Raw genomic sequence first — 20,618 nt, 5'->3', positions numbered from 1 at the left:
CCGGGACGGGGAGTCCCGGCGATAAGGGTTTTCCGGCTGGGTTTGTTACCCTTTGGTCCGGCAGCATTTCAGGATGCGAAAGGGATCAGACGATCCCGGCGCCGAGGCCCACGGCCTTGCGTTCCTGCGCCTTGCGGTCGCGCCAGCGGCTTTCGCGGTAGACGCCCAGCACATCCGCCGCACCGCCCGCCTCCACGCGCGCCTTGGCAAGGATCGGGCTGACATCGACGTTGTAGGCCCGGCGCAGCGCCTGGAAGGCCATCATCGTGTCGTTGGCTTCCTGAGAGAGATGCAGCGCCTCGCGGTCCACCAGCAGCGCCTTGGCATAGCAGGAACCAATGGCTTCGGCGGAGGACAGCATGGATTCGATCGGATCGGTGACGTTGTGCGACTGGTCGATCATGTAGCTGGGCTTGAATCCGTCACGCGGGGCCAGTTCGGCTTCGACCAGTTCGTTGAACACCAGGAACAGCTGGTGCGGGTTGATCGAGCCCGAATCGAGATCGTCATCGCCGTACTTGCTGTCGTTGAAGTGGAAACCGCCCAGCTTGCCGAAGCGGTGGAGACGGGCCACGATCTGCTCGATATTCACGTTCGGCGCATGGTGCCCAAGGTCGACCAGACACTTGGCCTTGGGGCCCAGTTCCTGAGCGGCGAGGATCGAGGAGCCCCAGTCGCTGATGACGGTGGAGTAGAACGCCGGTTCGAACATCTTGTGTTCGAGCAGCATCCGCCAGTCATCGGGCAGCGCGGCATAGACCTGTGCGGCGGCATCCAGATAGCGGTCGAGGCTGCGGCCGAGGTCCTGCTGGCCGGGGAAGTTGGTGCCGTCCCCCACCCAGACGGTGAGATCGGTGGAGCCGAGCTGCTGGCCGATCTCGATGCATTCGATGTTGTGCTCCACCGCCTGCTGGCGCGTCGCCTCGATGGTCGAGGAGAGCGAACCGGTGGAATAGCTGTGCGCCTGATCTTTCTGGTCCTGGAAGGTGTTGGAGTTCACCGCATCGAAGCCAAGGCCAAGGCTGGCCGCTTCCTCGCGCAGCGCCTTGTAATCGCTCACCTTGTCCCACGGGAAATGCGGCGAGACGCGGGGGGTCAGGCGCGAAAGCTGGTTGATGACGGCGCAGTCTTCCAGCTTTTCATGGATGTTGGTGGGTTCGCCCGCAATCGGGAATTTGGCGAAGCGGGTTCCGCCCCGGCCAGCGCCCCACGAGGGAACGGCGACCGAGAAGGCTGAAACCTTGTCCTTGATCGCATCGATGGCGATGCCAGAACGCTCCAGCTTGCGGCCGAGCGAGGCATATTCGTCCTCCAGCGCATCTGCAGCGCGGGCATTGGCTTCGGCGATCAGTTCATCGGAAATCGGCAGTCTGCTCATTCTCTTATCCTCTTCCGCATCCGGCACCGCGATGCCGGAAAGGGGGAATGCGCCGGTTCGTGCATTCCCCCGAAAAACATCTCTTAGCGCGTGAACGCCTGTGCGTTACCCGCATCGACATTGATCATGTTGCCGGTCGATTTCGCCGACTGGTCACCGGCCAGGAAATAGACCGCCTCGGCAATGTCGGAAGGCAGCACGTCGCGCTTCAGCATGGAGCGGTTGCGGTAGTGTTCTTCCAGTTCCTTGCCGGTGTCGATCCCGTGGGCGCCCGCGCGTTCCTTGCGCCAGTCGCCGTCCCAGATCTTGCTGCCCTTGATGACCGCATCGGGGTTGACCACGTTGACGCGAATGCCGTGCGGCGCCCCTTCCAGCGCGAGGCAGCGCGCAAGGTGGTTCGCCGCTGCCTTGGCCGAAGCATAGGCAGAGGCATTGGTGGCCGCCGCCACGCCGTTCTTCGAACCGATGAACACCACCGAAGTCCCGCCCTGCTCCTTCATGCCCTTCAGCAGCGGCCATGCGGCGCGGCTGGTGAGGAAGTAGCCCTGCGCCAGTACGTCGTAATTGCGGTTCCACAGTTCGATCGTGGTTTCCTCGATCGGGGCCGAGGAGGCGATACCGGCATTGGCGACGAGGATATCGAGCCCACCGAACTCCCGCGCGGCGACGGCAAATGCCTCGGAAACTTGCGCTTCGTCGGTCACGTCACAGACGGCGGCGCGGACCACGTCCTTGCCGAACTGCTTCGCGAAACCGGCGCGAACTTCCTCCACGGCACCCGCATCGCGGTCGGCCAGCAGCACGCAGGCCCCGTCCGCCATCAGGCGCGCGGCGGTGGCGGCACCGATGCCGCCGGCGCCGCCGGTGACGAGCGCCACGCGGCCGACCAAGGGCTTGGGTGCGGGCATGCGCTGGAGCTTGGCTTCCTCAAGCAGCCAGTATTCGATGTCGAACGCTTCCTGCTCGTCGAGCGCGATGTAGTCGCCAATGGCCTCCGCGCCGCGCATCACGTTGATGGCGTTGCCGTAGAATTCCCCGGCAAGGCGCGCGGTGGTCTTGTCGGTGGCGAAAGTGATGCGACCCACACCGGGGACCAGCACGACCACCGGGTTTGCATCGCGCATCGCGGGCGAGTTGGGACGCTTGCAGCGCTCGTAATAGGCTGCATACATGTCGCGATAATCGGCAATCTTCTGAGCCAGATAGTCCTGGTCCTGAAGACGCGTAGGGTCGAGGGTCAGGGGAGCGATCTTGGTGCGCAGGAAGTGATCGGGGCACGAGGTGCCGAGACCGGCCAGACGCTCGAACTCCGCCGAGTTCACGAATTCCAGCGCTTCGGCGTCGTCCGAGAAGTGGCCCAGCTTGCGGCGCGCGCCGGTCATCAGACCGCGCAGGCGCGGCATGAGATCGGCGGCGATCTCCGCGCGGTTCCCGGCAGTGCCATGGGCCGCGCCGCCGAAGGCAGGCTTCTCGCCCAGCTTGGCGTTGAGATAGTTCGCCGCATCCGCAATCAGCTCGACAGTGTGTTCGTAGCAGGACTTGGCGCTATCGGCCCAGCAGATGATGCCGTGACCGGCAAGCATGACGCCCTCGACGCCTGGATTGGCCGCCACATAGTCGCGAAGCTGGACGCCGAGCGTGTAGCCGGGGCGCTTCCAGCCGAGCCAGCCGATCTTGCCGCCCCAGATTTCCTGCGTTGCCGCTTCGCCGCCCGAACTGGCGGCCAGCGCGATGATCGCGTCCGGGTGAACATGGTCGACATGGGCGAAAGGCAGCAGCGAGTGCAGCGGCGTATCGATCGAGGCGGCGCGCGCGTTCAGGTTGAAGGTGCAGTGCGGCAGGTAGCCGACCATCTTGTCGTCGTCTTCCGGCCCGGCATAGTGCGCCTCAAGGCCGAGCAGCTTGTCCTGATAGAGCGTGGCGAAACCGTCGAGCTTCATCGAGCCGATGTCGCCGCCCGAACCCTTCACCCACAGCACTTCCACCGTTTCGCCGGTGAGCGGGTCCACTTCCGCCAGCTTGGCCGAGGTATTGCCCCCGCCGAAGTTGGTGACGGTCAGATCGGAACCCAGCAGGTTCGAACGATAAAGCAGCAATTGCTCGGGAGACAGCGTCGCGGCCAGCGAATCGTCCCAGCGGCTGGAAGGAACGGCAAACGGTATCGCAGCCGGGCGGGAAGCGGTCATGGTATCCATAGTCATCCTCTACCAATTCGTGCTTGCATGAGCAATCTGTTTCGCTACAAAACGATCACGTTCGATCATCAAAGTCAATCATAATTGGTCAGAGCGTGTTTGGGTTGGAGGATGGTTGGAGAGCCATGACGGGTACCGGTACATTCATCGTCGTCGATATCGGCAAGACCCTCAGCAAGGTGACGCTGTGGACGCGCGGCGGGCGCATGATCGACCGTCAGGTGCGCCCCAACGTCCCCTGCGAGCATGACGGGCTGCGTGTTCTCGACGTCGAGGGAATCGGCCAATGGCTGCGCGCCACGCTGCGCGGCTGGTCCGGCCATCCGGTGGAAGCGATCATCCCCGTGGCCCACGGCGCGGGCTTCGCCGCTCTCGACGGCGCCGGCGGCAATGAGGGCCTGCTGTTCCCCCCGCTCGACTACGAACAGGCCGTCCCCGAAGACGTGATGGCCGACTATCGGCGCGAGCGTGACGCCTTCACCCTCACCGGCAGCCCCGCCCTGCCCGACGGCCTCAACCTCGGCACGCAAGTCTACTGGATGGCCCGCCGCCACCCCGAGGAGATGGCCCGCGCCACGCTCGTTCCCTGGGCGCAGTACTGGGCCTGGTTTCTCTCCGGCAAGGCCGCGAGCGAAGTGACCAGCCTCGGCTGCCACACCGATCTCTGGTGCCCCGCCGATGCGCGATTCTCGCCCATGGCCGAACGATTCGGCTGGGCGGAACGCTTTGCCCCCGTGGTCAAGGCGAGCGACGTGGTGGGCACGCTCCGCCCCGAGATCGCCGCCGAGACCGGCCTTCCGGCCACGGCCCAGGTGCTGGCAGGCCTCCACGATTCGAACGCCGCTCTCCTCGCTGCGCGCGGCTTTGCCGAGATCGCGCGGCTGGAGGCGACGATTCTCTCCACCGGCACCTGGTTCATCGCCATGCGCCTTGCTGCCGAGACCTTCTCCATCGCCGCCCTTCCCGAGGCGCGCGACACCCTCGTCAATGTCGATGCCTATGGCTGGCCGGTGCCTTCCGCGCGCTTCATGGGCGGGCGGGAGATCGAATCGGTAATCCAGATCGACACCCGCCGCGTCGACATCCGACCCGACCAGCCCAGGCTGATGGACGCCGTACCGGGCCTGCTCGAACGCGGGACGATGATGATGCCCACGCTCGCGCCGGGTTTCGGACCGTTCCCGCACGGCAAGGCAGACTGGGTGGACAAGCCCGAGGAATGGGCCGGCACCTGGTACGCGCGGCGTGCCGCGATCTGCCTCTATGCGGCGATGGTGGCCGACACCTCGCTCGACCTGATCGGATCGAAGGAGCGCCTCCTGATCGAGGGTCGCTTCGCCGATGCCGAAGTCTTCGTGCGCGCCCTCGCCGCGCTGCGGCCGGAAACCGAAGTCTATGTGGCGAACGCACATAACGACGTCTCGTTCGGCGCGCTGCGGCTGATCAATCCGCTGCTGCAAGCGCAAGGCGGGCTGCGCCGTGTCGAGCCTCTCGAAGGCGATCTCATGGCCTACCGCGAAAAGTGGCGCGCGCACATGCGGGAGCTTGCCTGATGATCACCGCCTCGATCCCCGACTTCCGCGAGGCCGCCCGCCGCCGCCTGCCGCGCTTCCTGTTCGAATATATCGACGGCGGCTCCTATGCCGAGGCAACGCTCCGGCGCAATGTCTCCGACCTTGCTGACCTTGCGCTGCGCCAGCGGGTGCTGCGCGACGTTTCGCAGCTCGACCTCTCGACCGAATTGTTCGGCCAGAAGCTCGCCCTGCCCGTCGCCCTCGCCCCGATCGGGCTGGCCGGGCTCAACGCCCGGCGCGGCGAATGCCAGGCGGTGCGCGCGGCGGACAAGGCGGGCATTCCCTTCACGCTCTCCACCGTGGGTGCCTGCACCATCGGCGAAGTGGCCAAGGCGGCGAGCAAGCCGTTCTGGTTCCAGCTCTACATGATCCGCGACCGCGCCTTCATGAAGGACCTGCTGGCCAAGGCGGTCGAGGCAGGCTGTTCCACCCTCGTCTTCACTGTGGACATGCCCGTCCCCGGCAGCCGCTACCGCGACTATCACACCGGACTTGCCGGAACCGGCGGGCTCAAGGGCGCAGCATGGCGCGCGGCGCAGGCCGTCGTCCGCCCCGCATGGGCATGGGACGTGGGCCTCAACGGACGGCCCCACACTTTGGGCAATGTCGCCCCCGTGCTTCAGGGCCGCACCGGCATCGAGGATTTCTTCGCCTGGATGCGCAATAATTTTGACCCTTCGATCAACTGGCGCGATCTCGATTTCATCCGCTCGGAATGGAAGGGGCCGCTGGTCATCAAGGGCATTCTCGATCCCGAGGATGCGAAGGAAGCCGCCGAACTCGGCGCGGACGGGCTCGTCGTTTCCAACCACGGCGGCCGCCAGCTTGACGGCGTGCTTTCCAGCGCGCGCGCCCTGCCCCCCATCGCCGACGCCGTGGGAGACCGCATGACCGTGCTGGCCGACGGCGGCATCCGCTCCGGCCTCGACGTCGTGCGGATGCTGGCGCTCGGCGCCAGGGGCGTGCTGCTCGGCCGCGCATGGGCCTGGGCGCTCGGCGCCGGGGGCGAGGCGGGCGTAACCAAGATGCTGAAATTGATCGAGGCCGAGATGCGCGTCGCCATGGCGCTCACCGGCACGACGAAAATCGCAGAGATCGACAGAACGATCCTGGCGGGAGGGACCTGAAAATGACTGAAACCACGGGACAAGAGGACAACTGGCGCAACACCATACTCGCCGGCCTCGCCAATTATATCGACGCCGGCTCGATCGTCGCCGGCTCGGCAGCGCTCGCGCTCTGGCAGGAAAGCTACCACCTCTCCAACGACTTCGTCGGCCTGATCGCCGCCTTCGGCCCCAACGCCATCGGCGCGGGCGTGGGTGCGCTGATCGGCGGCTGGCTCTGTGACAAGCTGGGCCGCAAGAAGATCTACCAGTGGGACATGCTGATCTACGCGCTGGGCATGTCGATGCTGGTCTTCGCGGTAGCGCCGTGGATGATCGTGGTCGGCTTCCTGATCGTCGGGCTCGCCGTGGGCGCGGACATTCCCGCAAGCTGGTCGCTGATCGCCGAACAGGCGCCGGACAACAAGCGCGGCAAGCATTCCGGGGTGGCGCAGGCGCTGTGGTATCTCGGCCCGGTCGTGGTGCTGCTGATGAGCCTCGCGCTCACTTCGCTCGGCGTGCTCGGCGCGCGGATCGTCTTCGCGCACCTCGTGGTGATCGCGCTCGGCCTTACCCTGCTGCGCTCGAAGATGAAGGAATCGGAACGCTGGGTGGAGGCCCAGAAATCCGAGGTGAAGCGGCCGCCGGTCTCCAGCCTGTTCAAGGGCAAGTACCTCGCCTCGATCCTCGGGCTCGTGGGCATGTACGGGTTCTGGAACCTCTGGGCCGGCACCAACGGCTTCTTCTTCCCCTATATCCTGCGCACGATGGGCGCGGCCACCCAGGCCCAGAGCGTCGCCATTCAGGCGGTCTCGTTCTTCGTTGCCATGATCTCGGTGACGTTCATCTTCATGCGCCTGTCGGACAAGGTGAACCAGCGCACGCTGTTCATCGTCTCCGCGGTTATTCAGGTCGCGGGCATGATGCTGCTGGCGGTATTCCCGCTGACGATCCCGGTCGCGCTGCTCTATGTCTTCCTGCTGCAATTCGGCGGCGGCTTCGGCGCGCAGAGCTTCTTCCAGCTCTGGAGCTCGGAGATGTTCCCCACCATGCTGCGCTCCACCGCGCAGGGCGTGTGCTTTGCCATCGTGCGCATCTCGCTGGGCGTGTTCAGCTTCTTCGTGCCCATGCTCAACGCCACGGGCTTTACGAACCTTGCCTGGATTCTTACCGGGTTCCTTGTCATCAGCGGGATCATCGGCGCACTCTGGGCGCCGCGCAACGAAGGCAAGTCGCTAGAACAGCTCGAAGCCGAACAGGCCGATCCCGGCCGGACTCAAAAGGAAGCACAAGTCGCATGCACGCCGAGGAACGCGAACGCCTGATACTCGAGGCCGTCGCCGATACGGGCTTCGTGAGCTACCGTGCTCTCGAAGCCCAGCTCGACGCCTCGCCGGCCACGATCCGGCGCGACCTGACGCGGCTGGAGGAATCCGGCCGCATCCTGCGCGTCCACGGCGGCGCCAAGCTGCCCGAGGACGAGAAGCCTGACAGGCCCCAGGGTCTGGCAGGCACGCCCTTCGAGCAGTCCATCACCCAGAACCTGCCCGCCAAGCAGGCCATCGGCCGCGCCGCCGCCCAGCTCTGCCGCCCCGGCGAGGGGATCATGATCGACGGCGGCACCACCACGCTTCAGATGTGTCCCTATCTCGACGGGCTGGACATGCAGGTGCTGACCAACTCACTGCACATCGTCCACACCCTGCTGCCGCAGACCGGAACGCGGGTGCTGCTGCCGTCAGGCACGGTATTCCGCGAACAGAACATCGTCCTTGCGCCCGCGGGCGAGGATTCGATGCCGCGCTTCCACGCGCCCAAGCTGTTCATGGGCGCGGCGGCGGTCGGACCTCAGGGGGTTATGCAGCAGGACGTGATCCTCGTCGCTGCCGAGCGCCGGTTCATGGACCGGGCCGAGGAAGTGATCCTCATGGTCGACAGCTCGAAGTTCCGCTCCTCCTCGGGCGCGATCGTCTGCGGGCTGGACGAGGTGGACGTGGTCATCACCGATGCGGGCGTGCCGCAGGATATGGCTGAACGGCTGCGGGATCTCGGGGTGAAGGTGATCGTGGTTTAAGGAAGAGGAAGGTCCGCTCCTTGCGGCGCAGCCAGTAAGCGGAAGTCGGTTGGTCCGTCTGACCTCGACAGTATTGGGGGTGCAGGGGGTATTGCCCCCCTGCCTTTCCTCTTCCCCTTTAAAGCGAATTGCGCTTCGCAATCCCACCCAGCACCGAAGCGCTCGGCTTGGGCGTCCGCGCGAAAGTCGTGCGGTCCACGCTGCACAGGCCGAAGTGGGGCTTATAGCCGAAAATCCACTCGTAATTGTCCAGCAGCGACCAGTGCATGTAGCCGAGCACCGGCACCCCATCATCCATGGCCTGCTTCAGCCCTTCCAGCGCGGCGGGAATGAAGCGCGCGCGCAGCGTGTCGTCCTCGGTGCCCACGCCGTGTTCGGAGACCAGCACCGGAACCTTCGTGGCAGCGTGGACATAGCGCACCGCGCCCGCCAGCGACGGCGCCCAGACTTCGGTGCCGGACCAGTTGCGGTCGGCGCCGTCGGGCGCGGGCAGACGGCCCTTGTCGTTCCAGACCGCGCGCTCGTAGTTCTGCACGCCGATGAAATCGTCCCCCTTGGCGATCTCCAGCCAGCCGCCGTAAAGTTCGGCGCGGACCTTGTCGCGCAGGGAGTTCTTGCCGGCAGCCTGGTCATCCAGCACCGAGAGCGTGAAGCCCACCGGCAAGTCGCCGCGTACCGCCTTGATCGCGGCACGTGCGGCCTTGTGCCCGGCCATCTGGCCGGCGACGATGGCGTCCACATCCTCGCGACCGGCGACATTGGCGCAGAGGAAACGCTCGACGCCAAGGCGCTTGGTGGCGGCGGCAAGGGTCTGGCGCTGCATGTCCCATACCGGCGGCGGCAGGATGTTCTTGAGAATGAGCAGGATATTCGGCTCATTCAGCGTCATGGCCATGGCGATGTCCGCACCGATCGCGCGGGCCACCTTGTCGCAGTAGCGGGCGAAGAGCTGTGCCGATTCCGGGTTGGTCCACCCCCCTTGCGCGCTGAACCAGAGCGGCGCGGTGAAGTGGTTGAACGTCACCAGCGGCGCAAGCCCGCGCGCGTGGCAGCCCTCGACGATGCGCTTGTAGTGATCGAGCATGGCCTGAGAGAACAGGCCCTTCTCCGGCTCGATCCGCGCCCATTCCACGCCGAAGCGATAGGACGTGAGCGCCAGCGACTTCACGATATCGAGATCGGTCGCCCAGAGTTCCAAGCTGTTCACCGCGTCGCCCGAGGGCTCGGCGAAGACGGTGGGCTTCTGGTTCTCCACGAACCAGAGATCGGAGGAGACGTTGTTGCCCTCGATCTGGTGCGGCGCGGTGGCGGCGCCCCACAGGAAGCCTTTCGGGAAAGCCGGGGCCGGACGCTTGGAGGCCGCATGCGCCATCACCGGCGCAGCCGCTGCCAGCGCGCCCACGGCAAGCAGGCTTCGGCGGTCGAGATTGGGTATCTTGGTCATCGAGAAAGCCCCTCAGGAAAGATCGGCGAAAAAGGAAAGCAGTTCGTCCGACAGCCGGTGGTCCGACGTGCCGAGATGCATGGCCATCGAGTAGTGGTTGTGCCCGGAGGCATAATGCGCGCGCGGCAAGTGACCGTGGCGACCGAGGCGGGCTTGCAGGAGGCTGGCCCATTCGGCCTGGAAACGCGGCGGATCGAACTCGGCGCAGGCGACCATGAGCGGCAGGCCCGTGGCCATCACCGCGCCCATCGGCATGCGCAGGTCGTAGCAGTCCTGCGGGCCGTAATAGCGCATGTCGCGCTCGTCGAGCGGGGTGAAGCCATAGAGGCCCGAGAGCAGCGCCGCGCCGCGCACAAGTGCCGCGTGGTCTTCACGCGCCTTGAGGAAGGCGGAGACATGGACCGCGCCTGCCGAAGTGCCGAGCAGGAAGATCCGCTCCGGATCGCCGCCATGCGCGGCGACGTTCGCCCGCAGCCAATCGACCGCGAGACCCACGTCTTCCGCGCCCGAGGGCCACATGTGCGCCGGGGCGAGCCGGTAGTTCATTACCGCGCCCACCATGCCGTTCGCCGCTGCCCAGCGCCCGACATGGGCATTCGCCCAGCCGCTTTCGCCGCCCTTGTCGCCGACAAGGAACCCGCCGCCATGAACGAAAAGGACGACGGGGCGCGGCCCCCCGGCCTCCCCCTCGCGGTAGAGATCGAGCCGGTTGCGCGGGTCCGGGCCGTAGGCGCAGTCCACCGACAGCGGCGCAATCCGGGCGGCCAGCGCCTGCTGCTCGGCATCGAACAGGTCCCGGCAGGCGCCACGATATCGGGGCCGAGCTTCGTGCCCATCGCCGCGATGGCGCGCCCGGTTTCACCAGAGCTCATGCCGGTTCACTCCCTTGTGCGAACAGCCGGGTGAGCGCGAATGTCGTGCCGGCCACGCCCAGCGCGGTGCCATAGACCAGCTTCATGCCCAGTGCGACAAGCCAGCCGATCTCGCGCCACGGTCCGAACAGGCAGAGCGCGGCCAGCAGCGCGGCGCTCGCAAGGCCCGCCAGCACCACGCTCAGCACGGTCCGCGCGATGAAGGCCCCTCCGCCGGTCCGCCCTCCGGACCTGCGCAGACTGCCGGAAACCACCAGCAGCGGCACCAGCGAAGACATCAGAGCGATCGCGGCGGACTGCGGCAGGAAGTCGAGCGCCAGGTTGTCAGGTGCGGCGAAACGAAGGGGGCGGTTTTCCAGCCCGAACACGCCGAGGAAGAACGCCGCGCTCAGCACGAGGTTGATGACCCCGCTGGTGCGCTGCTCCCGCCGCAGCCGGGCTGCGATATTCATGGCCGGCACCCCAGGTCGAAGCTTTGCAGATCGCGGGCGAGATCGACCGCCCCGTGATAGCGCGCGGCGATCCCCGCGCGAATGGCCGGCTCGAACTGCGGCAGCGGGCCGGGCGGGACCGCGAAGTGCGTGAGCACGACCCGGCCGACCCCGGCCTGCGCGGCGATCTCGCCCACGGCCTCGGGCCGCAGGTGATGCGTCGAAAGATGGCGCTCCATCCCGGCCAGCATCTCGGGCGAGGCGTCCTTGCGGCGCGCGCGGATTTCACCGAGCAGTGCATCGAGCGCGATGACTTCGGAAACGAACATGTCGCTGCCCTTCGCCAGCGCGGTGACCGCGGCGCTCGGGCCGGTGTCCCCGGTGTAGGTAATGCTGCGCGTGCCCAGCACGAAACGGTAGCTCAGCGAGGCGTTGTCGGGATCGGGCTTGCCGTCATGGTCGAAATGACTGTTGGCGGCGACCTTCACGCCTGCGCCCGCGCCGAGATCGAGCGATTGCCCGTCCGCGAGTTCGATCACCCGCACCGAGTCCGCCGGACGCGGCGGCGGCGTACCGAGACCGAAGCCGATGCTTCCCGGCGTCGCCATGGAGGCGACGATGCCTTCAACAGCGGCCCGCGTGCCGACCGGGCCGTAGACCGTCAGGACACCGGCAAACTGGTTCATCCAGCGCAGGCCATCACTGCGGCGAGGCCGCCGGTGTGATCGAGATGGTTGTGGCTGATGAACACCGTGTCGACGGGCGCCGAGGTCCAGCCCGATGCGAGCAAGCTGGTCCACGGTGCCGTCACCGGTATCGACGAGTATCCGCCGCTCGCCGATGGTGAGGAGATTGGCCGGCTCCGAACGCTCGGCGGTCGGGACCGGGCCGCCCGCCGTCCCCAGCGTCGTCCAGCGCAGCGCCGGGCAGCTTGTGGCCGCAAGCGCGGGAAAGGAAGAGATCGCCACTGCCGAGAGCGCCAGTGCCGTCATTGCGCGTTTCACCTGCATCTTCACCCTTGTTTCGGCGGCCTCTTGCGGGCCATTCGGGAATATGGCCGAACCTTGTTCGCAAGGTTCGGCCGGACACGATCAGAACTTCGTTTCGACCTGGACGCCGATGGTGCGGCGGCCTTCGCGGGTCAGCCAGTTCACATAGGCGCCCGAGTCCGCGAAGGGCAGGTGGATTACCGAGGCGTGGAAGCGCTGGTCGAGCAGGTTGCGCACGAAGGCGCCGATCCGCCAGTTGCCGTCCGGATGACCGATCCCGGCGGAAAGGCCGATCGTTCCGTAACCGTCCTGATAGGCATAGGCATTGGCCACCGCGTACTGCACGCGGCTGCGGTAGTAGATGTTGGCCGAAGTATCGAACTGGAGGTTGTCGTTGATCGGCAGCTTCACGTCAGCGCCAAGAGTAGCGCTGTACTTGGGCGCGCCCGAAAGCGGTTCGCCCTTGGCCTGCACCAGGCTGGTGACGCCGTCCGCCGCCAGATAGCAGGCATATCCCGCCTTCACGTCCTCGGGGCAGGCAGTCACGTAGTCGGTGAACTTGGTGTCCGAATACGTGAAACCGCCGTTGAACGAAAGCACCGGGCTCACCCGCCAGGAAGCATCGATCTCGAAGCCCTTGGCGGTGAAGCCGCCGGCATTCTCGGTCACGAATTCCACGCCGTTGAACACCGATGTCTGGAGGTTCTTGTACTTGTCGTAGAACAGGTTGGCGTTGAAGGTCACCGCACGGTCGAAGAGCTGCGACTTGATGCCCACGGTGATGTCGCGAACGGTCTGCGGCTTCACATTGGTGCGCGTGCCGGTGAGGCCGGTGAAGGTCACCGTCGGGCCGAGATAACCACGCGCGATGGTGCCGAACAGCATGACGTCAGGCGTGATCTTGAACTCGGCGCCGCCACGGCCCGACCACGAACCCTTCTTGGTGCTGCCGGTCTGCAGCGCGGTGGGCGTATAGGGCAGGACGAAGCCGGAACCGTCTGCCGCTGGCGTACCCGGCGTGAAGTTGGGATCGAGGATCGAGAAGTACGAGGCCTTCACCCAGTCGTACTGATAGCGCAGGCCGCCGATCAGGCTGAACTGGTCGGAGACGTGGAACTTCCCGTCGAAGAAGGCTGCCAGCGAGTCCGACCGCGTCTGGGTATTGCCCTGCCCGCCCGAGATACTGACGATGAAGCTGTCGAACGGGTTGGCCGGGCGAAGCTGGGCGCGGTTGAAGTCGTTGTCGTCACCCACCTTGCGCCGCGAGGCATATACGCCCGAGGTGAATTCGAGCTGGCTGCCGCTGGGCGAGCTGATGCGCAGTTCCTGCGAAAGGAAGCTCTGGTCGGTGCCGGTCTGCTGGGCGGTGAAGACCGGGACGCTCGAACCGTCGATCGCGAAGACCTGCGGGCCTTCGTCAAGCCGGCGGTAGGCCGTGATCGAGGTCAGGTTATACTCGCCCAGCGCGTAGTTGATCTCCATCGAAGCGCCGTAGTTCTGCTCCGACGAATAGCCGCCGTAGTCCTCGACCGACTTGTTGTTGTCGAAGCCCGCCGTCACGCCAAGCGCCGAGAGGTTGCCGAAGCGCGCCGCCATGAGCGGGTTGGCGAAGCTCGGCAGGCGATTGAGCGTCCAGAGCTGACCCGGACCCTTGCGGCTGATCTTCGAATAGTCGCCGATCAGGTAGATCGACAGGTCGTCGCTGGGCTCGAACAGGAACTTGGCGCGGCCGCCGTAGCTTTCCTCGCCGCCCCAGGTCTCGTCACGGTAGACGTTCTTGAGGAAGCCGTCGTTGCGGCGATAGAAGCCGAACACGGCCAGCGCCGAGTTCTGCGAAACCGGCACGTTGACGCTGGCATTGGCGTTCACTTCGTTCAGTTCGGCATAGCTCAGGAAGGCCTTGCCGAAGAAGTGCGAAGGGTCGGGCTTCTTCGTGGTGATGTTGATGACGCCGGACGAGGCGTTCTTGCCGAACTGCGTGCCCTGCGGCCCCTTCAGCACTTCGACGCGCTCCAGATCGCCAAGGCTGTTGATCGGGTTGCCGAAGGGAATGACGACGTTGTCGACCACGGTGCCGACGTTCTGTTCCGACGAACTGGAGAATCCGCCCGCCGAACCCACGCCGCGCAGACGGAAGCCGGAATCGTTGGGCGAGGAACCGAACTGCACGCCCGAGAACTGGTACTGGATGTCGGTCAGCTTCTGGAAGCCGCCTTCGGTAAGCTGCTCGCCGCTAATGGCCGAGACGGCGATCGGCACGTCCTGCAGGCGCTCGGCCCGGCGCGATGCGGTGACGATGATGTCCGTGCCTGAAATCACCGGTGTCTCGGCGGCCTGCGGCGCGGTGTCCTGCGTCGCTTGCTGAGCCATGGCCGGCGCACTGATCGCGCCGAGCGCGATACCGGAAAGCAGAGTGAACTTGCTGATGAAGGTGTTCATGTTGGTCTCTCCCCAAACGGATTGTTTTTGCCGGTGTTTCCCGGCTGTTTTTGCGACCCGTCAGGTCTCGTCGATGACGGGGTTGGTCAGTGTGCCGATCACGCCGATGGACACTTCCACCGCGTCGCCGGCCTTCAGGTAAAGCGGAGGCTTGCGCTTATCGCCGACGCCGCCGGGCGTGCCGCTGGCGATCACGTCGCCGGGCTTGAGGTCGGTGAAAGTCGAGCAGTAGGCGATGACCGTGGGGATATCCCAGATCATGTCCGACACCGGCTGATCCTGCACCAGCTCGCCGTTGACTCGGGTCTGCACGCGCTGCGAGGCCAGGTCTTCCACATCGGCAGCGACAACCATCGACGGACCGAAGCCGCCGGTGCCGGGCCAGGTCTTGCCGGGCGTGAACTGGATGTTGTGGCGCTGCCAGTCACGGATAGACCCGTCGTTGAACGGCGCGAAACCGGCAACGTGCTCCCAGGCGTTTTCGGGCGCGATGCGGCGGCCGCCCTTGCCGATCACGACGGCCAGTTCGCCCTCGTAGTCGAAGCGCTCGCTTTCGGGCGGGCGGACCATGGCGTCACCGTCAGCGATCAGGCTGTCGGCCCAGCGGGTGAAAATCGCCGGGTGCTCCTTCTGCTCGCGGCCGGTCTCGGCAACGTGAGTGGCGTAGTTGAGGCCCACGCAAAGGATCTTTTCCGGGTTCGGAACGACGGGCAGCAGCTTGACGGCATCGGCTGCGAATTCGCCCGTCGCGGCCAGCGCGGCAAGATCGCCGGCCAGCACGTCCTTCAGCCAGGCGTCACTGCCGGATGCGCCGAGATCGATCACGTTTTCCCCTTCGAGGCGGCCGAAGCTCTTGGTGCCATCGGGACGTTCGAAGCTGATGTAACGGTTCATGCGTATTCTCCCCTGCCCCGCGTGTCTTGCGGCGGCGGTCAAATGGTCAGAGCGGCGCGGCTTCCCAGTCGCGGCGGAAGCGGAAGCGCTCCTCTGCGCGGCGAAGCCCATCGAAATCCTTGTCCGAGATGCCCCACTGGTCGATGCGGTTCGGTGGCCAGGTCCAGTCTTCCGGTGCCCCGGCTTTGTAGTCCTCCGGTACCTTTTCGACGGCGGTCGAGAACTCGATCACCGGGCCGAACGGGGCGATGAAATAGGCGTAGACATTGGCGCCCGGGCCGTGGCGGCCGGGCCCCCATGCGGGGACCAGGGCGTGATCGCGCAAGCGACCGATCCCGCGCATCACCGCATCCATGTCCTCCATTTCGAAAGCGACGTGGTTGAGCGAGGCAAAGCCGGCACGGGCAAAGGCGGTGGAATGGTGGCTGTCGTTGCAGCGCACGAAGACCATGCCCTTGGTACGGTCCGATACGCGGAAGCCGAGAATGTCCTCCACCGCATGGCCGCAGGCTTCGGCATCGGCGGCGTTGAAGACCACATGCGTGAGCTTCACCGGCAGGTCGCGCCCGGTGACGGGTTCGACTTCCGCCGCATCCACCAGGAAGCGCAGGATCGTGCCTTCGGGCAGTTCGACCAGCAGGCCATGCCCGCCGCCGAGATCCTCGCTCACGGTCGGGCTTGCCATCCAACCGGCAGCCGCAATGCGCGCCTTCAGCGCTTCCAGTTCCCCGGCCGTGCAGACGAAGGTGGTCGAGCGGACGAACTCGTCGTCCGACTTCTCGAACGCGACGAGGTAGGGGAACGGGCCGGAGCCGCGCAGATAATGCGTATCGCCTTTCGTTTCGGCGTCGGCCATGCCCCAGATTTCGGTCATGAACGTGGCGGCCGCGGCCGGATCGGGCAGCGCCAGTTCGATGCTGCGCAGTTTCATGGCTTTTGCTCCTGAAGAAGACCCGCCGCGCGGATACCGGCGCGGGCACACTGGTCATCGCACTCGCCCGTGTCACCGCTGACGCCTACGGCGCCGATCAGGGTGCCGGTGGCATCGCGGATCACTACCCCCCCGGGCGAGAACGCGATGCGGCCGCCGACGGCAGCGGTGACGCTTTGAAAGAAGATCGGGTTGCCCTTGGCCCGCTCGGCCAGCACGGCGGTATCCGCGTCCATGCCCACGGCGCCCTCGGCCTTGGCCTTGGCAATGTCGAAACGGTAGAGGCTCGCCCCGTCCTCGCGGGCGAAGGCGACCGGGTGTGCGCCCGCGTCGAGCACGATCACCGCCAGCCTCTTGGCATTGCGTGCCCGTGCTTCGGCGAGGGTGCCGGTGACGATGGTCTGGGCCTGAGCCAGCGTGAGAGTCATGCGGCAAGCTCCTGATGGCTGGAAAGCTGCGCCGCACGGGCGGCAAGAAGGTCTTCGGCGCTGTGGCTGGCCGTCCCGAAAACGTAGTGATCGGGGCGGATCAGCACGGCATCGGCGCGGTGTTCGTCGAGCCAGGCGGTGACCGCGCCATTGTCCGGCAGAGTGCCGACGGAAATGCGGGTGACGCCCTCTGCGCTGCCGGGCACCGCATCGTCGCGAACGAACAAGCGCCAGTCGCCGCCGGTCAGGTCGTCGAGCTTGCGGCCATCGGTCAGCACCGGCTGCACGAAGCGCGCGCCTGCGCCGGAGGTCTGCGCGAGAACTAGGCCATCGGCGATGGCCGGGATCAGATCGTGCGCTGTCTCTCCGGCCTTCTGGCGAGCTTCCTCGCGGATGCGGGCATCGCGCGCGGCAGCCTCGACAGGATCGAGTTCGCAGATGTACCGGCCGGCAGCAACAGCCGCGCCGATCACCGCGCGGACATGCGGATCGCGCTCACGCTGATAGGTGCCCAGCACGGAAGGCGCGGCACCGTGATTGGCCACCGCATCCATCTTCCAGGCCAGATTGGCGACATCGCGCAGGCCATGGCACATGCCCTGCCCGAAGAACGGCGGCGTCTGGTGCGCGGCGTCTCCGGCGAGGAAGACGTTGCCGACCTGCCACTGATGCGCGACGAGCCCGTGGAAGCGATAAGTGGCGGCGCGCACGATCCTGTGCGGAACATCGGCCATCCATGCGCCGACCAGTTCAGCTACCTTTTCCGGCGCCATCATCGCGGTGTCATCCTCGCCGGGGAGCAGCATGAACTCCCAGCGGCGATGGTCGCGGCGGCCGGGGACCACGGTGGCCGGGCGAGAGGGATCGCACATCATCACCGAAAGACGCTGGAGATCGGCCCCCTCGGGCACCCCGGAAAGCTGCGGGAAGGCAACCGGGCCTTCCACTTCGGCATCGACGACGAGCCAGGGCTCCTCGAAATCGAGATCGTCCAGCCCGACGCCCAGTGCCTTGCGGACAGAGCTGCGCGCCCCGTCGCAGGCGATCACCCAGCGGGCGCGGGCGCTGCCGGCCTCGCCATTCTCGCTGTAGTCGACAGTCACACCGTCATCGTCCTGCGTAAGGCCGATGAAAGTGGCGCCCAGCACGAGTTCAACATTGTCCCTGTCCGCAAACCCCTCGCGCAAGTGCGCTTCGAGTTCGGGCTGGTAGAAGAAGTAATCGTTGGCCCACCCGAACGGGCGCGGCTTGCCCACGGTGCCCATGTAGCGGATCACGCCGTGGTCGGCGCCGACATGGAGGTGCCCGTCGGTGGCGATCATGTCGCCCTGCACGCGGTCGATCACGCCGGCGGACTGGAACAGGCGCATCATCTCGTGATCGAGATGGACCGCGCGCGGCAGCGGGTAGTGTTCCAGTTCCCGTTCGAGAACCAGTACCTTGAGCCCTTTCAGGCCGAGAAGGTTCGCGGCCAGCGCGCCCACAGGGCCGCAGCCTACGACAACCACGTCGTACGACATCATTTTAGCCCTTGGTTACTCGGTTGCTTCGATCTCGGCAGGCGCCTTGTGGAACGCCCCGCCCTTCATGATCATCTTCAGCCGGTCCTTGTCCTGCAGCACCGCGACATCCGCCGTGGGATCGCCGTCGACCAGCAGGAGGTCGGCCAGCCAACCCTCCTTCACCAGCCCGACCTCAAGTCCCATCAACTCGCCGCCGTACTGGGTGGCGGAGCGCAGGGCTTCGGCGGGTGTGAAGCCGAAATACTGGACGAAATGCTCCAGATCGCGGGCATTGCGGCCATGCGGATTGAACGGGAAACCGTAATCGCCGCCGGTCAGGATGCGCACGCCGCGCGCCTTGAGTTCAGGCACCAGCTTGCCTTCAAGGCCCATGCGCTCATGCGCGCTGGCCTTCATGTGCGTCATGTCGACATGCGGCGGCGGGTTGGCCTCGATGGCGGCCACCGAAACGCCGGGACCGGGCGCGTAGAAGAACTTGTCCTTGTCCGCCGCCATACGCTCCACGGTCGCCGCGTCCGCGAAGGAGCAGTGGTAGAGAATGCGCGCACCGGCATCGAGAGCGAGGCCGATGGCTTCCGGCGAATAGGCGTGAGTGGCGATCCACATGCCCGCCTCGCGGGTCGCTTCGCCGGCGGCGAGCATTTCCTCACGGGTATAGAGCACCTGCATCGCCGAGCCGGGCTTCAGCGCATCCTCGCCGGAGACGACCAGCTTGATCGACTTTACGCCCTCGTCCTTGCAGTAGGACACGAACCGCCGCATCGCCTCGGGCCCGCGCCCGTTGAACACGTCTCCGGTCTCGACGCCTTCGTCGCCTTCCGGGCTGCGTTCGAGGGTGGAGGGCACCATGCGCGGCCCCGGCGTTTCGCCCGCGGCAATGGCCTGCGCCAGCTCCGGTTCGATCATGTCACCCAGCGCACCGGCCGAATAGATCGAGGTGAAGCCGTGGTCCAGCAGCACCCGCGCATTGCGCCATGCCGCGACCTTCAACTCGTCAGGCGGGAGGATGAACTGGTGGTAGATCTTCTCGACCGAGGAGCCCCAGGTGAGGTGCGTATGCGCGTCGACCAGTCCGGGCATCAGGGTCATGCCGTGCCCGTCGATCACCAGATCGGCCTGCTCATCCGCCAACGCGTCAGCGCCGTAGGCAAGACGGGCGATCCGCTCACCGTCCACCAGCACCGAGCCGGTTTGGAGAGCGCTGCCGCTGCCGTCGAAAATGGAAACCTGGCGGATCAGGGTCCGCATCGCTCTCTCTCCCGGTTTTTGTCGTTCGGATTGAGAGTGGTTCTAGCGCTCTATCTGCCCTCAAGTAAAATAATGAGTTTTGGATTTGCCATAGCTAAAGACTATGGAATGGCCGGCAAGGCATGAAGCATGGCTTCAGCCAGCGGTGACAGCCTCCGCCCGGCCAGGCGCAGCACCCCGACACTGCGTTCGAAAACGGCTTCCTCGATGGCGATGGCGCGGATCGAACCGTCCGGCGCACCGTCCAGCGCGACCGCGCGCGGCAGCACCGTGACGCGGTCGGTCTCCCGCACGATGGCCCGCGTCGTCAGCAGCGAATCGCAGCGGATCGTCGTGCGCGGCACCGAGACGCCGGCGGCGATGAACAGCGCGTCGACCTGCCGCCGGAACGCGCCGCGCGCCTCGGGCAGCACCCAGGGATAGTGCTCGACATCGCGCAGCGAGACACGCTCCCCCAGGTCGGCATGGCTCGGGCCGACGATCAGCGCGAAGGGATCGCGCGCGCAGGTCACTTCCGCGACGTCCGAAGGCACGTTCTGGATGCGCGTGGTGACGAAGGCCAGTTCGATTTCCCCCTTGCGCAACATGTCGAGCAACTGCTCGTCCGGCCGTTCGACCGCGCTGAGAGCGAAATCTCCCACCGCCTGCTCCACCCGCATGATCGCGCCGGGAAGCAGGGTGAGCAAGGCGCCCGGCGTTCCCCCGATCCGCAGCGGCCCGGCAATGCGGTGACGGGCGTGCTCCACATCGCTCACCGCGTCGGAAAGCAGGCGCGCCATGGCCTCGGCCGGGCGGCGCAGCACTTCGCCTTCCCGCGTGAGGACGATGCCGCCGCGCCGGCGCTCGAACAGGGTCACGCCAAGGCGGCGCTCCAGCAGGGCGATGGTATTGGAGACGGAAGGCTGAGACAGGTTCAGCGCCCGCGCCGCCGCGCTGATCGAACCGGTCTCGCAAACGGTGCGAAAGGTCATCAGCGCGCGGGGATCGATCGCGGGAAGACGCGCAAGCGGCTGCGACGTCGCTGTTTCATCCGCCATGCCGGTCCCGTCCCTCTCGTCGATCCATTCGCTTTCGCATCTGGAGGCAATCCGG

18 protein-coding genes are annotated in these 20,618 nt (G+C 66.1%); 4 read left to right on the top strand and 14 right to left on the bottom strand.

What is annotated here, in order from left to right; genetic code table 11:
- Positions 1-85 precede the first annotated feature (85 nt).
- Complete coding sequence (gene rhaI / locus ADT71_RS21705; protein WP_054440205.1) at positions 86-1,378, bottom strand: L-rhamnose catabolism isomerase; 1,293 nt, start codon at positions 1,376-1,378, stop codon at positions 86-88.
- 83 nt (positions 1,379-1,461) lie between these two features.
- Positions 1,462-3,564 carry a bifunctional rhamnulose-1-phosphate aldolase/short-chain dehydrogenase gene (locus ADT71_RS21700; RefSeq protein ID WP_231636094.1) on the bottom strand — a complete coding sequence of 701 codons (2,103 nt, stop codon included), beginning with the start codon at positions 3,562-3,564 and terminating at the stop codon, positions 1,462-1,464.
- A 134-nt stretch (positions 3,565-3,698) separates the two neighbouring features.
- On the opposite strand from ADT71_RS21700, the gene ADT71_RS21695 reads away from it, so the two are divergent.
- Genes ADT71_RS21695 through ADT71_RS21680 form a run of 4 tightly spaced genes read left to right on the top strand, consistent with a single transcriptional unit; the run spans position 3,699 to position 8,327 of the window.
- On the top strand, positions 3,699-5,126 hold the full coding sequence (locus tag ADT71_RS21695) for an FGGY-family carbohydrate kinase (protein ID WP_054440201.1): 1,428 nt from the start codon (positions 3,699-3,701) through the stop codon (positions 5,124-5,126).
- Positions 5,126-6,274 carry an FMN-dependent L-lactate dehydrogenase LldD gene (gene lldD, locus ADT71_RS21690; protein ID WP_054440200.1) on the top strand — a complete coding sequence of 383 codons (1,149 nt, stop codon included), beginning with the start codon at positions 5,126-5,128 and terminating at the stop codon, positions 6,272-6,274. Before ADT71_RS21695 ends, lldD begins: the two co-directional genes overlap by 1 nt.
- Before the next feature lie 2 nt (positions 6,275-6,276).
- Positions 6,277-7,578, top strand: a complete 1,302-nt coding sequence (locus ADT71_RS21685; protein WP_156336735.1) for an MFS transporter — start codon at positions 6,277-6,279, stop codon at positions 7,576-7,578.
- Complete coding sequence (locus ADT71_RS21680; RefSeq protein ID WP_054440198.1) at positions 7,551-8,327, top strand: DeoR/GlpR family DNA-binding transcription regulator; 777 nt, start codon at positions 7,551-7,553, stop codon at positions 8,325-8,327. The genes ADT71_RS21685 and ADT71_RS21680 overlap by 28 nt, the downstream gene beginning before the upstream one ends.
- Before the next feature lie 118 nt (positions 8,328-8,445).
- Here the strand turns inward: ADT71_RS21680 and ADT71_RS21675 are convergent, their stop codons facing one another.
- From ADT71_RS21675 to ADT71_RS21625, 12 genes are all read right to left on the bottom strand, one after another.
- Entirely contained in the window at positions 8,446-9,771 is a 1,326-nt protein-coding gene (locus ADT71_RS21675; protein WP_054440196.1) for a family 1 glycosylhydrolase, read from the bottom strand.
- Positions 9,772-9,783: 12 nt separating this feature from the next.
- On the bottom strand, positions 9,784-10,512 hold the full coding sequence (locus ADT71_RS21670; protein WP_231636093.1) for an alpha/beta hydrolase: 729 nt from the start codon (positions 10,510-10,512) through the stop codon (positions 9,784-9,786).
- 127 nt (positions 10,513-10,639) lie between these two features.
- Positions 10,640-11,095, bottom strand: coding sequence for a hypothetical protein (locus tag ADT71_RS21665; protein ID WP_054440193.1), 456 nt, complete (start codon positions 11,093-11,095; stop codon positions 10,640-10,642).
- The gene (locus tag ADT71_RS35940) at positions 11,092-11,682 is read right to left on the bottom strand and encodes an MBL fold metallo-hydrolase (protein WP_369818323.1); all 591 of its coding nucleotides are present in this window, start codon (positions 11,680-11,682) and stop codon (positions 11,092-11,094) included. Before ADT71_RS35940 ends, ADT71_RS21665 begins: the two co-directional genes overlap by 4 nt.
- Before the next feature lie 74 nt (positions 11,683-11,756).
- Positions 11,757-11,825, bottom strand: coding sequence for a hypothetical protein (locus ADT71_RS35935; protein ID WP_369818322.1), 69 nt, complete (start codon positions 11,823-11,825; stop codon positions 11,757-11,759).
- Between the two features lie 340 nt (positions 11,826-12,165).
- On the bottom strand, positions 12,166-14,502 hold the full coding sequence (locus ADT71_RS21655; protein ID WP_054440190.1) for a TonB-dependent receptor: 2,337 nt from the start codon (positions 14,500-14,502) through the stop codon (positions 12,166-12,168).
- 60 nt (positions 14,503-14,562) lie between these two features.
- A complete protein-coding gene (locus ADT71_RS21650) occupies positions 14,563-15,396 on the bottom strand; it encodes a fumarylacetoacetate hydrolase family protein (RefSeq protein WP_054440188.1) in 834 nt (277 codons plus the stop codon).
- Positions 15,397-15,442: 46 nt separating this feature from the next.
- Complete coding sequence (locus ADT71_RS21645; RefSeq protein WP_054440186.1) at positions 15,443-16,327, bottom strand: VOC family protein; 885 nt, start codon at positions 16,325-16,327, stop codon at positions 15,443-15,445.
- Positions 16,324-16,755, bottom strand: a complete 432-nt coding sequence (locus ADT71_RS21640) for a heme-binding protein (RefSeq protein ID WP_054440184.1) — start codon at positions 16,753-16,755, stop codon at positions 16,324-16,326. The genes ADT71_RS21645 and ADT71_RS21640 overlap by 4 nt, the downstream gene beginning before the upstream one ends.
- Complete coding sequence (locus ADT71_RS21635) at positions 16,752-18,275, bottom strand: bifunctional 3-(3-hydroxy-phenyl)propionate/3-hydroxycinnamic acid hydroxylase (RefSeq protein WP_054440385.1); 1,524 nt, start codon at positions 18,273-18,275, stop codon at positions 16,752-16,754. The genes ADT71_RS21640 and ADT71_RS21635 overlap by 4 nt, the downstream gene beginning before the upstream one ends.
- Before the next feature lie 15 nt (positions 18,276-18,290).
- Positions 18,291-19,526 (bottom strand): amidohydrolase family protein, encoded by a 1,236-nt coding sequence (locus ADT71_RS21630; RefSeq protein ID WP_054440182.1) that lies wholly within the window; start codon positions 19,524-19,526, stop codon positions 18,291-18,293.
- 101 nt (positions 19,527-19,627) lie between these two features.
- Positions 19,628-20,563 (bottom strand): LysR family transcriptional regulator, encoded by a 936-nt coding sequence (locus tag ADT71_RS21625; protein WP_054440382.1) that lies wholly within the window; start codon positions 20,561-20,563, stop codon positions 19,628-19,630.
- Between the last annotated feature and the right edge of the window lie 55 nt (positions 20,564-20,618).

The sequence above is a fragment of the Novosphingobium sp. ST904 genome (genome assembly GCF_001298105.1).
In the GTDB taxonomy this organism is placed as follows: Bacteria; Pseudomonadota; Alphaproteobacteria; order Sphingomonadales; family Sphingomonadaceae; genus Novosphingobium.
Note: the sequence above shows the minus strand (reverse complement) of the source record. Positions and strands in the feature narration are given on the sequence as shown.

Coding starts and splice junctions, on each gene's coding strand:
- rhaI (WP_054440205.1), bottom strand. CDS start 1,378: ATGAGCAGACTGCCGATTTCCGATGAACTGATCGCCGAAGCCAATGCC.
- ADT71_RS21700 (WP_231636094.1), bottom strand. CDS start 3,564: ATGACCGCTTCCCGCCCGGCTGCGATACCGTTTGCCGTTCCTTCCAGC.
- ADT71_RS21695 (WP_054440201.1), top strand. CDS start 3,699: ATGACGGGTACCGGTACATTCATCGTCGTCGATATCGGCAAGACCCTC.
- lldD (WP_054440200.1), top strand. CDS start 5,126: ATGATCACCGCCTCGATCCCCGACTTCCGCGAGGCCGCCCGCCGCCGC.
- ADT71_RS21685 (WP_156336735.1), top strand. CDS start 6,277: ATGACTGAAACCACGGGACAAGAGGACAACTGGCGCAACACCATACTC.
- ADT71_RS21680 (WP_054440198.1), top strand. CDS start 7,551: ATGCACGCCGAGGAACGCGAACGCCTGATACTCGAGGCCGTCGCCGAT.
- ADT71_RS21675 (WP_054440196.1), bottom strand. CDS start 9,771: ATGACCAAGATACCCAATCTCGACCGCCGAAGCCTGCTTGCCGTGGGC.
- ADT71_RS21665 (WP_054440193.1), bottom strand. CDS start 11,095: ATGAATATCGCAGCCCGGCTGCGGCGGGAGCAGCGCACCAGCGGGGTC.
- ADT71_RS35940 (WP_369818323.1), bottom strand. CDS start 11,682: ATGGCGACGCCGGGAAGCATCGGCTTCGGTCTCGGTACGCCGCCGCCG.
- ADT71_RS21655 (WP_054440190.1), bottom strand. CDS start 14,502: ATGAACACCTTCATCAGCAAGTTCACTCTGCTTTCCGGTATCGCGCTC.
- ADT71_RS21650 (WP_054440188.1), bottom strand. CDS start 15,396: ATGAACCGTTACATCAGCTTCGAACGTCCCGATGGCACCAAGAGCTTC.
- ADT71_RS21645 (WP_054440186.1), bottom strand. CDS start 16,327: ATGAAACTGCGCAGCATCGAACTGGCGCTGCCCGATCCGGCCGCGGCC.
- ADT71_RS21640 (WP_054440184.1), bottom strand. CDS start 16,755: ATGACTCTCACGCTGGCTCAGGCCCAGACCATCGTCACCGGCACCCTC.
- ADT71_RS21635 (WP_054440385.1), bottom strand. CDS start 18,275: ATGTCGTACGACGTGGTTGTCGTAGGCTGCGGCCCTGTGGGCGCGCTG.
- ADT71_RS21630 (WP_054440182.1), bottom strand. CDS start 19,526: ATGCGGACCCTGATCCGCCAGGTTTCCATTTTCGACGGCAGCGGCAGC.
- ADT71_RS21625 (WP_054440382.1), bottom strand. CDS start 20,563: ATGGCGGATGAAACAGCGACGTCGCAGCCGCTTGCGCGTCTTCCCGCG.